At 67.4% G+C, this 13113-nt stretch carries 14 protein-coding genes and 1 pseudogene; 5 read left to right on the top strand and 10 right to left on the bottom strand.

All coding sequences use genetic code 11. The features are described 5' to 3' along the window. Positions 1-14: 14 nt before the first annotated feature. Positions 15-311, top strand: coding sequence for a hypothetical protein (locus G335_RS0107000; protein ID WP_018144712.1), 297 nt, complete (start codon positions 15-17; stop codon positions 309-311). Between the two features lie 133 nt (positions 312-444). On the opposite strand, the gene fliL is transcribed toward G335_RS0107000, so the two are convergent. Continuing rightward, entirely contained in the window at positions 445-852 is a 408-nt protein-coding gene (gene fliL / locus G335_RS0106995; protein WP_018176285.1) for a flagellar basal body-associated protein FliL, read from the bottom strand. Then, positions 849-1685, bottom strand: a complete 837-nt coding sequence (locus tag G335_RS0106990; protein ID WP_018176284.1) for a zinc-dependent peptidase — start codon at positions 1683-1685, stop codon at positions 849-851. The genes fliL and G335_RS0106990 overlap by 4 nt, the downstream gene beginning before the upstream one ends. 197 nt (positions 1686-1882) lie before the next feature. Here G335_RS0106990 and G335_RS0106985 point away from each other — a divergent pair, with 197 nt between their 5' ends. Together G335_RS0106985 and G335_RS0106980 are read left to right on the top strand one after the other, a co-directional pair. Further along, positions 1883-2980: an efflux RND transporter periplasmic adaptor subunit gene (locus tag G335_RS0106985; RefSeq protein ID WP_369773005.1), complete on the top strand. Its 1098-nt coding sequence runs from the start codon at positions 1883-1885 to the stop codon at positions 2978-2980. A 3-nt stretch (positions 2981-2983) separates the two neighbouring features. Then, the gene (locus tag G335_RS0106980) at positions 2984-6169 is read left to right on the top strand and encodes an efflux RND transporter permease subunit (RefSeq protein ID WP_018176282.1); all 3186 of its coding nucleotides are present in this window, start codon (positions 2984-2986) and stop codon (positions 6167-6169) included. A 41-nt stretch (positions 6170-6210) separates the two neighbouring features. On the opposite strand, the gene G335_RS0106975 is transcribed toward G335_RS0106980, so the two are convergent. Next, positions 6211-6855 carry an outer membrane protein gene (locus G335_RS0106975; RefSeq protein ID WP_018169193.1) on the bottom strand — a complete coding sequence of 215 codons (645 nt, stop codon included), beginning with the start codon at positions 6853-6855 and terminating at the stop codon, positions 6211-6213. Positions 6856-7105: 250 nt separating this feature from the next. On the opposite strand from G335_RS0106975, the gene G335_RS0106970 reads away from it, so the two are divergent. Together G335_RS0106970 and G335_RS0106965 are read left to right on the top strand one after the other, a co-directional pair. Then, complete coding sequence (locus tag G335_RS0106970; protein ID WP_018169192.1) at positions 7106-7468, top strand: hypothetical protein; 363 nt, start codon at positions 7106-7108, stop codon at positions 7466-7468. A gap of 94 nt (positions 7469-7562) precedes the next feature. After that, entirely contained in the window at positions 7563-7979 is a 417-nt protein-coding gene (locus tag G335_RS0106965) for an ABZJ_00895 family protein (RefSeq protein WP_018176281.1), read from the top strand. Positions 7980-7991: 12 nt separating this feature from the next. Here G335_RS0106965 and G335_RS0106960 read toward each other — a convergent pair whose 3' ends face one another. From G335_RS0106960 to G335_RS0106930, 7 genes and pseudogenes are all read right to left on the bottom strand, one after another. After that, positions 7992-9677 (bottom strand): alpha/beta-hydrolase family protein, encoded by a 1686-nt coding sequence (locus G335_RS0106960; RefSeq protein WP_018176280.1) that lies wholly within the window; start codon positions 9675-9677, stop codon positions 7992-7994. 251 nt (positions 9678-9928) lie between these two features. Beyond that, positions 9929-10330 carry a hypothetical protein gene (locus G335_RS0106955; protein WP_018176279.1) on the bottom strand — a complete coding sequence of 134 codons (402 nt, stop codon included), beginning with the start codon at positions 10328-10330 and terminating at the stop codon, positions 9929-9931. Positions 10331-10599: 269 nt separating this feature from the next. Then, positions 10600-10998, bottom strand: coding sequence for a hypothetical protein (locus tag G335_RS0106950; RefSeq protein WP_018176278.1), 399 nt, complete (start codon positions 10996-10998; stop codon positions 10600-10602). A gap of 126 nt (positions 10999-11124) precedes the next feature. Beyond that, positions 11125-11646 carry a TlpA disulfide reductase family protein gene (locus tag G335_RS0106945; RefSeq protein ID WP_018650587.1) on the bottom strand — a complete coding sequence of 174 codons (522 nt, stop codon included), beginning with the start codon at positions 11644-11646 and terminating at the stop codon, positions 11125-11127. After that, positions 11646-12260 carry a hypothetical protein gene (locus G335_RS0106940; protein WP_026304779.1) on the bottom strand — a complete coding sequence of 205 codons (615 nt, stop codon included), beginning with the start codon at positions 12258-12260 and terminating at the stop codon, positions 11646-11648. Before G335_RS0106940 ends, G335_RS0106945 begins: the two co-directional genes overlap by 1 nt. 45 nt (positions 12261-12305) lie before the next feature. Then, positions 12306-12758: a DUF302 domain-containing protein gene (locus G335_RS0106935; RefSeq protein ID WP_018144698.1), complete on the bottom strand. Its 453-nt coding sequence runs from the start codon at positions 12756-12758 to the stop codon at positions 12306-12308. 34 nt (positions 12759-12792) lie between these two features. Further along, positions 12793-13092: pseudogene (locus tag G335_RS0106930) on the bottom strand (hypothetical protein). Positions 13093-13113: the final 21 nt, after the last annotated feature.

The raw sequence follows: 13113 nt of genomic DNA, 5'->3' as shown, positions 1-13113 counted from the left end.
GAGGAGTGATCCCCATGAATGCACAGGAACTGAATCGTCGCTGTGTCGAGCTCTTTCACAACCCGGATGCGAAACTGCATTGCTGGCACCCGCGCATGTTCTGGAAAACCAACATGCTGGAGAACCCGAAGCCGGAAGACCTGCAGGAACCCAAGGTCGACCTGCGCGAGCTGGAGGTCATGCTATCGGAGGCCGCGCACGAGCCTTCGCAGTGCGCCGACGAGCTGGAGCAGGAAGAGCCCGGTCGGGCTGCATTGATCCGGCACATGATGGAGCGTGGCGAGATGCCGCTGCTGCATCGGCCGCACTGATCGTTCCATCAAGGAGCGATGATCGATTATGGAGTGAGCCCCCAGCGGGGCTCGATCCCGTCATGTACTGGCGGGAGCATCGGCCCCCGGTAGCCTGTGCTGCCGGGGGCTTTTCCTTGCCGGCGAGTGAGGATTACTGGCGGATGAAATCCGAGAAGTAGAGGGCTGCGATCCGCGGTGCCCCGGTAATCTCCTCGAGCAACTCGTTCAGCTCCTCCGTGGCCTCGTTGCGCAGGTCCTCGCGCGCGCCACCGCCGGTCAGGCTGTCGGGACTGCGCCCGCCAAGGATGCGGATCAGTCGGTCGCGCACTGCGGGAATGTGCTCGCGGATCGCGCGGGCGTCTTCCAGATCGTTGCCTTCCAGCTGGATGGAGGCCTGCAGGTAGCGCCCGCGGTCGGAGGACGCCATGTTCACCACCACCGGCTCCAGGGTCACGTAATGGCTGTCCAGGTCGTCTACGGCGAGTGCGAGGGGCGCGGCCAGCATCAGGACAACCCCCAGAAGAGCAAGGTGCAGGGAACGAAAGGGGCTGCAGATCATGGTGTGTGCTCCGGGGCGGGTTGCGTGCTGGAGGCGATCAGGTCGCCGCGTCGATGGGGCTCCTGATCAAAGTATGCCACCAGATGCTCATAGATTTCGGGCATGGCCTCGCGCAGGCGCGCCGGCTCGAAGAAAAAGGACTCTGTCGCGACGGCCAGGAACTCCTCCGGGGCGGTGGCCGCATAGGGGTCCAGCGGCAGCTCCGCTTCGTCGATCTCGCCGGACTCCACGGCCTCCACGAATGCCTCGAAGGCCCGCGAGAAATCCTCCGTCCAGGCACCGGCCGACTGTCCGCGGCGTAGTGGCGGAAACCCGTTCACCTCGCCGTTGCCGGCGTCCAGTACGTGGGTCATCTCGTGCACGACCACAGCGCCGTCGCGCTCGACATCGTTCCACGACAGGATGACCGGGCCGCGTTCCCAGGCCTCGCCGGACTGGGGTATCGCCCCCTGGTGGACGATGCCAGCCTCGTCCACCCACTCGTGTTCGGGCACGAAGGTGTCGGGATACAGGATCAGCGTGCGCCAGTCGCGGTAAGGCTCGAGGCCCAGTTCCAGCACCGGCAGCGCGGCGTAGGCGGCGATCACCTGGCACTGCCAGGGTTCCGGTTCCGCGGCGATGCCGATGAATTCCTTTTGCGCCAGGATCTGGCCGACCAGTTCGCGCAGCCGGGAGCGCTCTTCCGGTGTGAGGCGGGCGACGAACGGGACCCGCCGGCGCAGGGTCTCCCACTCGTCGTTGTCCAGCTGCACGGCCTCGGGCTCCAGGCCGGAAAACGGCCCCAGCAGGCGGCGGAACAGGCCACGCAGCGGAAAATGCGGTGTCGAGTGCATCGTCCAATCGTCGCATGTTTGCCCGCCGGGCGCCGTGCAGGACCGGAAAGCAGGGGGCACCCGCGCGAACCCCGAGCGCCTCCCTGGCCTGCGGGGCGTGGGCAGGAACCGCTACCATGGGGATCAATCCCAACGGTCGGTCGCCCGCGGGAGCACGATGGCACCGCGCGCCCCCCTCGCCAAACAGGTCGCTGCACATGCCGAACATCCAGGATGGTTTATTCGCGCGGTCCGCGCGCGCGACCCGCAGGGCTGGAGTCGCGCTCGCCTTTGCACTGGTGCTCTCGCTGACTGCCTGCGGGAATGGCAACGATGCCGGGGCCAATGATGAAGGCGGCGAGGCGGCCACCCCGGTCGCGGCGGTGGAGCTCCAGCCGCGGGATCTGTCGCGCGAGCTGATGGTGTCCGCGCGGGTCGAGCCGCGGGCGTGGGTGCGCCTGGCGGCGCGCACCGATGGTGTGGTCGAGGCGGTGCATGTCGAGGAAGGCGATCGCGTGGAGCAGGGCGAGACCCTGGTCGAGCTGGACGTGGCCGAGGAGCGCGCGGAGCTGGCGCGGGCCGAGGCGCATGTCGAGGAGGCCCGGCTGGAATACGCGCGCAGTGCCGAGTTGCGTGACGAGGGGATTGCCAGCCGAGCCAGCTACGAACGGGCACGTGCCGCGTTGCGCTCGGCCGAGAGCGAACAGGCGTTGTGGCAGGCACGGGTAGACTACGGCGCGCTCGCCGCCAGCCGTGACGGCGTGATCACCGAGCGCATGGTCGAGCCCGGCGAGGCGGTCGCCGCGCGCGATACGCTTCTGGAACTGGTCGATACCACTACGTTGGTCCTGCGCCCCGGGGTGTCCGAGCTGGACGTGCGCGATCTGGTGGTGGGCCAGGATGTACCCATTCGGCTGGATGCGTTTCCGGATGCCGATTATGTCGCGAAGATCCGGCGCATCTTTCCGGCGGCCTCGCCGGACTCGCAGCAGGTGACGGTGGAGATTGCCCTGCCGGCCGGGGCGGCCGACAACGGCGTGCGTCCCGGCAATCTCGGGCGCATCCGCATGACGGTCGACGAACGCCCGGATGTGCTGGCGGTTCCGGCCGCCGCCATCGGCGAGGACGGCGACCAACGCTATGTCTACGTGGTGGTGGACGAGCAGCTGGAGCGCCGCACGGTCGAGACCGGCGTGACCCGCGGCCCATGGACCGAGATCACGGACGGCCTGGAGGAAGGCGACATCGTGCTGGCCACCAACCCGATCGACATGCGCGAGGGCCAGCGCGTGCGCATCGTTGGCTGGCGGGGCTAAAAGATGGCGGCCGAACCGGAGGACCGTCCGCGCGGGCGGGTGACCAGCTTCTCCATCCGCCGACCGGTGGCGATCATGGCGCTGGCCTCGGTGGTGATCGTGCTCGGCATGTTCTTTGTTGATCGCCTGCCGGTGGACCTGCTGCCGCACGTCGAGTATCCGCATATCCGCGTGACCGTGAACCATCCCGGCACCTCGCCGGAGGTGATGGAGGAACAGGTGACCCGCGTGCTGGAACGCAACCTCGCGGCCACCGAGAACCTGACCCGCATCTACAGCCGTGCCTCCGAGGGACGTACCAACGTCAATCTGCTATTCGAGTACGGGACCAACCTGGACCTGGCGTTGCAGGACGCAGCGCGCCACCTGGAGCTCGCGCGCACCCAGCTGCCGGACGATTTCGACTCCCTGCGCCTGTACAAGTACGACCCCTCGCAGGACCCGATCTGGGAGGCGGGGTTTTCCTCCACCGTGCGCACCGAGACCGCGGTGCGCGACTGGGTGGAACACCAGCTGGCGCCGCAGCTGATCGCGATCCACGGCATCTCCTCGGTGGAGGCCTCCGGCGGGCAGGAACGCGAGCTGGAGGTGATCCTCGACCAGGAGCGGGTGCGCGGCTATGGCCTTTCGCTGGCGGCGATCAGCGTGACGCTGGAGGACGAGAACCGCGAGGTGGCCGGGGGCTGGGTGACCTCCGATACCTTTGACGTGATGGCCAAGACCGAGGGGTTGTTTACCTCCGCGGCGGACGTGCGCAATGTGCTGATCCCGTTGCCGGGGCCGCAGTCCGCGCATGTGCGCCTCGGCGAGCTGGCCGAGGTGCGCGATGGCCACCGCGAGCAGCGCCTGTTCATCCGCCTGGACGGCACGCCGGCCGCGCGCGTGTCCGTGTTCAAGCTGCCGGACGCCAATACCGTTGAATCGGTGGACTCGGTACGCGCCACGCTCGAACGACTCGAGCGCTCGGGCTTCATCCCCGAGGACATCCAGTGGGAGGTCGTCAGCGACTCCGCCCCGTTCATCCGTGGCGCGGTCAGTTCGGTGGGTACCGCCGCGATCCTGGGCGGCGTGCTGGCGATGCTGGCGGTGTTCCTGTTTCTCGGCAGTCTGCGCAAGAGCTTCATTATCGGGTTGTCGATCCCGATCGCGTTGATGGCGACCTTCGCCATGATGGGCCTGGGCGGGCTCACCCTGAACATCATCAGCCTCGGCGGGCTCGCGCTGGGGGTGGGGCTGTTGCTCGACAACGCCATCGTGATGCTGGAGAACATCGTCCGCCATCGCGACAAGCTCGGAAAGTCGCCGGAGCAGGCGGCCCATGACGGGGCCGGCGAGGTGGTCTCGGCGGTCATCGCGGGCACTCTCACCAATCTGGCCGCGGTGCTCCCGTTCCTGCTGATTACCGGGATCGGGGCACTGATCTTCCGCGAGCTGATCCTGACGCTTTCGTTTGCGATCATCGCGACCCTGGCCGCGGCCATCACCCTGGTGCCGATGCTCGCGGCCCTGCTGACACGCATCCGCTGGGAGAGCGGACTGGACCAGACCTGGCTGCTGCGCGGCTTCGATCGCGGGGTGCAGGGACTACGCCGACGTTACCGGCGCCTGTTGCCGAAGGTGCTGCGCCTGCGCTGGGCGGTGCTGGCGGCGGCCGTCGTTTTGCTGATCGGCGCGGTGCAGGTGGGCGGTGAGCTGGGCACCGAGTTCCTGCCGCAGGTCGACGATGGCCAGGTCAGCGTGCGCATGGTCCTGCCGCCGGGCACGCCCCTGCACGAGACGGATGCGGCCGCACGCGATATCGAGGCCGCGCTGGAGGCGTTGCCGCATGTGGAGAGCGTGTTCGCGATGGTCGGCGGGCATCTCGGTGGCGGCGTGGTCAACGAGCGCCCCGGCACCTCCAATATCACCGTCCAGCTGACCCCGGCCGGACAGCGCGAGATGAGCGCGGGACAATGGGTGGCCGAGGCGCAGGAGGCAATGGATGCGCTGGAACTCCCCGGGGCACGGATTACCGTGCGACCGCCAAGCATCCAGGGGCTGCAGTTCAGTATCACCGGGGATGACCTCTCGATTGCGGTGGTCGGGGCGGATCTGACCGAGATGCGCCGCATTGCCCGCGAGATCGCCGGGCGCCTCGAAGGCATCCGGGGCCTGGAGGGCGTCGAGGTCGGGCGCGAGGACCAGAGCCCGATTTTGCGCGTCCATGTGGATCGCGAGCGGGCAGCTGCGCTGGGCCTGCAGGTGGGCCCGGTGGGACAGGCGATCCGCGACGCGGTGGAGGGATCAGTGCCGACGCAGTACGTCCGTGACGATCGCGAGTACGACCTGCGCGTGCGCCTGCCGCGCGAGGATGTGCAGGATACGGCCACCCTGGGGCGGATGATCCTGTTCCGCGACAACGGGGATCCCGTGCGCCTGGCGGACGTGGCCGAGTTCGAGACCGGCGAGGGGCCCGCGCATATCGAGCGCGAGAACCAGAGCCGGGTGGTGCGGGTGAACGGCGACATCAATACCGAGGTGAACGATGTCGGCTCGGTGATGACCGCGGTCGAGCAGCGCCTGGCCGAGGTGGATGTGCCCGAGCACTACAGTCTGCTGATCGGTGGCGAGTGGGAGACCATCCAGGAGACCCAGCGCGAGATGGCCACGGTGGTGGCGCTCGCGATCTTCCTGGTGCTGGTGGTGCTGGCGGTGCTGGCGGTGCAGTACGAGCGCCTGGCGAATCCGCTGGTGATCGTGGCGGCCGCGCCGTTGTCGCTGACCGGGGTAGTCGCGATCCTGTGGGCGACCGGCACACCGGTCTCCGCCCCGGTGATGATTGGCGCCATCCTGCTGATCGGGGTGGTGGTGAACAACGCAATCCTGCTGGTGGAGTACATCGAGCAGGGGCGTCGACTCCGTGGCCTGAGCCCGGCGCGGGCGGTCGTGGAGGCCGGGGCATTGCGCCTGCGCCCGATCCTGATGACCACGCTGACGACGGTGCTGGGCATGTTGCCGCTGGCGATCGGCCTCGGCGAAGGGGCGGAGATCATGCGCCCTCTGGCGCTGACCGTGGTCGGCGGCCTGATCGCGGGGATGATCCTGACGCTGCTGGTGGTGCCCTGCCTGTACCTGGTGGTGAACCGCGCTGCGGAGGGACTGAAGCGGCGCCTGACCGGAGGCATGCGGGACGCTGCCCGCGCAGCCTGAAAAGGCCCGCTGCCGAATGGCGGACGGGCCGTGAAGGAATGCTAGAAGCGGTAGCCGAGACCGACCATGAAGCGCGAGGCATCGGGATCGAAGTGCAGGGTTTCGCCCTCGATGCGATAGCGCTCGCTTTCGAAGAGCGTGTACGAGTACTCGGCACGCATGAAAAGGCGGTTGTCCATCTGGTATTCGACGCCTACACCGAGCCGGGCACCGTTGATACTGTCCTTGAAGCGAATGGATATGTCCTCTTCTGTATCGGTAAGGCGGTAGTCCAGGCGCGAGCGCTGGTAGCCGGCCAGGCCGTAGAACAGGACGTTGTCGTTTACCGTGGTGCCGAGCCGGCCGGTGATGCCGTAGCTGTACTTGCTATCCACCCCCAGTTCGCTCTCATCAAGGGTGACCGTCAGGTCGGCGTCCTCGTTCTGCGCATTCAGTTCCAAGCCCAGGTACAGGCCGTTGTCCAGGACGGTACCCCAGCCCGTCATGACACCCCCGGTGAAGCCGGAGGCGCTAAGCCCGGAGATGCCGCCGTCACTGTCTTCGCGGTAGTCGATGTCATAACCGACCCAGCCGAGTTGGCCGCCGACGTAGGAACCGTGGAACGGGCTTGCCTGAACTGCTCCGGCCGAGCCCAGGAGGATGCAGGCGCCGGCCACGGCGGTGGCGAGGCGATAAGGGCTGGACATGGTGGTTTCCTTTGCGGTGTGGTTGCGGCAGTGAACGGGTGCCCCGTCCGGGCGCATAGTGGCACAGGCGGTCAGACAGGGCGCCGGTCCTTGTGTGCCAGAATGGGACCGACCGGGCTTCCGGGCGCACGGCGACCCCTGCATCAATCGATGGCATGGGTTTGTGCGACCGCGGGATGATTCGCCCAGGGAGATGTTGTTCAGCGTTTCCCCAACGCCAACAAGCAAACAAGAGAACAGGAGTCGAGCAATGCGCGGACAAGCGGGAATTCTGGCGGGACTATTGGTGGGGTTGCTCGGGTGGGGCGTGGCGAGCGCCGAACCGATGCATACGGTGGAGGAGCTGAATCAGGCCCCGGCCGAGCTGGATGGGGAAGAGGTCCGGCTCGAAGGCATTGTGGGCCGGGTGAACGAGGACATCATGGGGCGCAATTTCATCCACTTCGTCGACGGTACCGGCAGCGAGGGTGACTACATCACCGTCACCTCCACCGAGTTGCCCGAGGTGGGCGACCGCGTCTCGGTGACCGGAACGCTGATCCTGGATCGCGACTTCGGGGCGGGTTACAGCTATCCGGTGATCCTCGAAGGTGCCAAGTTCACCGAGCAGTAGCCGCATGTCATGATCGTGCATGTCGGGGTACTCCGACATGCATCCAGGTCGCACAGGGTGGTGCGGCTTTCAGATATCCCAGGGAGGGGAGACGATGTCCATCAAGGGTCTGCTGTTTCGGTTTGTACTGCTTTATTTCTCGCTGTTGATCGCTGCCATGGTAGCGGGCGCCTATGTCGATCTGGATCAAGCCGGTACGGCGATCGGGATGGGCATTCTGGCGCTGGCGGTGGTGTGGCCCTGCGAGTCCTTCGGGCGCAGGAACGGGCGCTATCTGTCGCGCGCCGAGAAGTGGCGCGTGATCGCCGCCATGATCGCGGTGCTCCTCGGTACACAGATTCCGCTCACCCTGCTGGTGATGTGGGCCGAGGGGATTGCACTGGACGCCGTGATGCTCGGGATCGTGGGGGGCGTCGCGTTGTTGTATGCCGGGACCGTGGTGGCAATGGTGAACTTCACGGGCCGCAACCTGCGCAAGCGAGGCCTGGTCGCCGGGGAAAGCGCGGGGTAGGCACCCTGTCGGTCAGTCGGCCAGGTGGCGTTTGAGCCACTCGATCTCGTCCGCGGACCGGTCTGCGTTGGTCACTGCCTGCCAGGCATCGATGTAGTGCTCGGTGGCGTAGACGTGGCCGTAGCCGCGCGGGGCGGCATCGCCGATCGCTACGTCCACCGCCAGTTGCAGCATGGTGATGACCGGGTACCAGGTCAGGTCCGGAGAGACGTCCGGGCCGCGCGGTGCCTGCATCCATTCTGGCTGGCGGTACAGCGCCTGGGGCTCGAAGAAGGTGACCGGGTCGCTCGCGTACTGCAGGTAGACGATGCGCATCGGGCCCCATTCGGCGCCGGGGATGTCCAGGTGGTTTCCCTGGTTCGTGAAGCGCACCACCGAACTGTCGCGAAAGCGCGGCAGCCAGGCGGGCGAGTCGGGTTGGCGCTGGCGTTTGATGTCGCGCCAGGTCTCGCTACGAAATGGCGGGCCCGCCCACAGCGCGCCGGAGAACGGGTCGCCGATCACGTCGTACAGGTCCGCGGCCCGCTCGGAGTTGAGCGCGCCCAGGCTGAGGCCGTAGAGGTACAGGTCCGGGCGGGCGTCCGGTGGTAGCTGTTTCCAGTAGCCGTAGATCTCCGCGAACACCGCCTGGGCGGTCTCATGGCCGTACTGCGATTCCGCCATGAGCGACAGCCAGCTCGGCAGGTAGGAGTACTGCACGGCCACCGTGGCCACATCGCCACCGTGCAGGTACTCGACCGGCTGGATTGCGCGATTGTCCACCCAGCCGCGTCCGGTGGGCGTGGCCAGCACCAGCACCGAGCGGTCGAAGGCATTGACCCGCAGCATCTCCTGCAGGGCCAGCCGGGCGCGTTCCGCGATGGTCTCGGCGGCGTTCAGCCCCACGTAGACCCGGATGGGATCCAGTGCGGTCTCGCCGGAGAAGTCGCTAATGGCGGCGGCGTCCGGGGCCTGGTGGATGAAGCGCTGGCCCTGGCGGCCCAGGCCCTCGTCCCAGCTGATCAGCGAGGCGGGGCTGCCGGTGCGGAAGGTCGCGCTCGGCTGCTGCGCCCCGGGGTGTTCGCGCACGTCGAACTGCTGGAAGCTGCGATCGGCGGCGCGCAGGCTGTATTCCAGGATCACCCCGTCGATCACCGCCCAGAATACCCCGGCCGCCACCAGTACGCCGATTACGTTGGACAGCCGCCGCGGGATAAAGCGGCGCAGATGCCGCGCGAGGAAGCGCACCAGCAACTGGAACAGCCGCGCCACGGCCAGCGTGGCGACGAACACCGCCGCCGCGATCAGCCCCAGGCGGATGGGGAAGCCGCCATCCACCGGCTCCTGCTCCATCAGCGCGCGGATGCTGTTCTGCCACTCGGTGGCCTGCCACAGGAAGATCAGCACGATCAGCATGGCCCCGCCGCCGGCGATCACGACCAGGGTGTTGTGGGTGCGCTCGCCGAGCTCCGGCAGTTCCAGGTATGACCACAGCCAGTGGAAGAACACGCCCAGGCCGTAGCCGGCCGCCAGCGATACCCCGGACAGGATGCCCTGGACGTCGTCGGTGCGCGGGATCAGGCTGGGGGTCAGCGAGGCGGCAAAGAACAGCGTGGCCAGGATCAGCCCCGGGATCGACAGCGTCCCGAGGATGCGGGTGGCCCAGGCCGGCCAGATGAAGGCTCGCAGGCGGGTTTGCAGGCGGCCGACGACGGACATCGCGTTCGCGCTTCCTTGGCGGGGTATGGAGGCGCTCATCCTGTCCGCCCCGCCGGCTGGGTTCAAGTTTCCGCGCCCGCGGGCGGCCTGCCTAGCCGTCCCTGGGGGGTGCGTTCTGCTACTGGCGCGTCATTGCGTGGAGCGCGGCGACGAAGCGGTCGCTGTCCGGAGCCACCCGCGCTGGTTGGATCGTCTCAGCGCTTATTTGACGCGTCTCGTGCTTCGCTGCGGTGTCTCGCTGGCAGCACGGGCTACTCGGCGGTGACGGGGCGGCGGAAGCGGAAGGTGCCCTCGACCATGCGCAGGGCCACGCCGAATAGTGCGACTTGCAGCAGGAGTCCACCGGTTGCCGCGCCCACCGCGAGGCCGGTGGCGAGCCCCAGTGCCATCAGCAGCATCAGCAGTGTGGCGGCGACCCGGCTGCGCAGCCAGCCGCCCACCAGTGCCAGCAGGGCGACCAGCGTGCCCTCGAGCATGGTGGGCGTGTGCTGCACCAGGACGCCCAGCATCACCACCACGACCCCGGCGAACACCAGCACCCAGCCGGCCACGCGCGCCAGGCGCTGGGCCTGTTCGTGATTAGTGATGGATTGCAGCAGCAGGAGCAGGTCGGCGCCGGCTCCCGCCCAGTGACGCGATCGCGATTCGTTCATTGTGTCCACGGTACTCCAGGGCCATGACAGCCCGGTGACAGGCGCCCACCTATCGTTTGGCGAGGAGCGAATCAAGATCGAGTGTATTGACTGCGGGGGTGCCCGTCTGCGCGTGTTGCACAGTGCCATGATCGGGCCAGTGCAGCAGGCGGAGGTTGCCGGCGCGGTCCTCCACCAATGCGGTGCAGTGCTCGACCCAGTCTTTAGCATTCGCCGATGTCGCCCCGGTGCTGGCCGGCACCTGAACACCTGGCCGGGGTGGTGTGTCCTTAGCGGTAGACCCGGACTTCCTGTTCCCAGCCTTCCACGCCGCGGTTGGCGCAGAACTCCTGTACCTGCCCGTCGGCGTAGCGGATTTCCATGTTGAAGCCGGCTGCGGGGACATGGTTCAGCGCCACCCGCCGGTGTTCCCCGGGCCGGAGCTGGCCCTCGCGGATGCTCGATTCCGACAGGTCGTGGCCGAAGTCGAAGTGGATCGCCTGGATCAGCACGTCGCTGTCATTGTGCACCGTGACCATCAACGCCCCCTCGGCCGGTGGGCGCTCGACGCCCCAGTGCACGGCGGCGGCACCGAGCACGAGCCCCAGCACGAACAGCCAGCTCGCGGGCGCGCGTAGCGCATCCACGATCCGGTCCTCCCAGCTACGGTGTTCTCCGGATGACTCCACGTCTCATCCCTTGATTATTAGGGATTGCTAATCTACAAGATCGGCCGGCATCGGGATACCGGGCGGCCGCGATATCCGGGAAGGCCGCCGCCCCGCAGAAAGCGCCATGGGCGCTGCAGCGGGCTGTCAGTCGAGCCCGAGCGCGCGCAGGCGCTCGAGGAGGCGCGGATGATCGAAGTCGCGGGCGCCGATGGCGCGGTAGGCGATGCGGCCCTCGGGATCGATGATGAACGTGGTGGGGATGCCGCGAACCGGCCAGCGGTCGATGGTGGCGGAATCCTGGTCCAGCAGCAGAGGGAAATCGACCGGGTAGTCGGCGGTAAAGAAGAAGATGCGATCGGCGTCTTCGCCCACGTTCACGCCCAGCACCGCCAGGCCCGCATCGCGCAACTGCTCCCAGAGCCGTTGCAACGACGGCAGCTCGTCGCGACAGGGTGGGCACCAGGTGGCCCAGAAGTTCACCACCACCACACGTCCGCGATAGTCCTCCAGTCGATGGTGCTGCCCATCGATGTCCTCCAGTGCCAGGGGCGGGCCCTTGGGGCGTGGCTCCAGCGCGGTCAGGTGCGTGGCTTCCGCCCACACGGGCCGCAGCGAAAGGCCGAGCAGGCCACCGGGGATTGCAGTCAGGAAGCGGCGCCGGTTCATCATGGTTCGGCCTCGTCCCGTTCCGGTTCCCCGGCGCAGCGTAGATCGGGCAGGGTGGACTGCCGCAGGGTCGTCTGCTGCCGCCAGTGCACGGTCAGATCAAATGTCGTGCTGGGCGGGTGCTTGAAGACGATCATGCCCATCAGCCAGTCGCCGGGCTGGAACCGGTGTTCGCCAGGGAACAAGGCCCAGCGAAAGGCGATACGGGCTACTTCCGGAACCTCCCGGCTCGTCCACTCGTCCTGCCAGTCGCGGTTGGGGAGCGGTCGCGCGGCCCCGTTTGGCGTTTGGCTGCGCCATTGGCGCAGGTCCACGGTGGCCGATGCGCTGCGGTCGGTATTGCGCAGGACGCCCTGAAACACGCAGTGGCCGGCGATGAACGTCGCATCCTCGGTGTCGAACCCGCGGCCCAGGAAGAACGCGCGGGTCTGGTCCGGGAGCCGCTGTGCGAGTTCCAGCGAAAGCCCCTCGCCCTGCCAGTGCCAAGTGATCAGCCCACTGTCGGGGTCGGTATGCACCTGCATCTCCTCCGCCGTCCCGGCGCCGCCCGGAAGGGCCGGCCCCGCCAGAGCCAGAAGCGTCCATGCGACGACCGTCAACCTTGGGCCGGGCATTGGGCGCCTCGTGGCAAACCGGCGGGGTGGCTTGGCGCGGCGTCCCTACGACCCACCAAGGACATGATCCAGCAGCGCCTCGAAGGCGGGCTCGGCGTTTTCCACGGCACGTTCAAGGCTCGGGTGCGGCTGCAGCGTCGTCATGAACTTCGGGTGCAGCATGGACAGTTTCGTGCCCCCGTCCTCCTCGTACAGGCCGATGTGGCCGCAGGGCATCATCGCCCCGACATGCAGCCCGGCATCCAGGATGTCCGGTCCCAGCGGCAGGTAGCAGACCTTGAGCGCGGTGATGTCACCGCCCGCCAGGTCGAACTCGGCCAGAAAGATCCAGTCCTCCTCGTTTTCGGCGTATTCGCGAATCGCCCCCGCCAGGTCCGCGCGCGACTGTTCGCAGTCGCGGATGATGAAGTGGTCGTCTGGCTCGGTGGCTGCCAGCGGGGCGGACAGCGCCAGTGCAGTGGCCAGCGTGAAGGCGGCGATGGGTGTGAGTGTTTTCATGATCGTGTCCTCCAGGTGGGTGGGTGAAGGCGCGTCAGACGCGAACGATCTCCGGTTTCAGAGACCCGGAGATCATCGGCAGCGCTTCCTTTTCGCGCTGCCCAATTCAGAGTTCTTCCAGGGTCTCGGCGAGGTCGTCGACCACGGCGACGAATGCCTCCTCGCGGATGTTCATGCCGCGATGGATGGTCAGCCTGTCGCGGTCCCTGCAGGCCTGCGGGCCGCCGGTGCCGTTGCAGATGCATCCGTGTTCCCCTCGTCGAAGATGCTGCCTGGCGAGCCCGCGGATCCGTGCCTTGCTGCCCAGGCGTTGGTAGAGATTGGCTTCGGTCATGGATGAGTCCTCCTCGCGCCG

Origin of the sequence: Thioalkalivibrio sp. AKL8, from assembly GCF_000380525.1 — a bacterium.
In the GTDB taxonomy this organism is placed as follows: Bacteria; Pseudomonadota; Gammaproteobacteria; order Ectothiorhodospirales; family Ectothiorhodospiraceae; genus Thioalkalivibrio; species Thioalkalivibrio versutus.
This window is presented reverse-complemented; position numbering and strand designations above follow the sequence as displayed.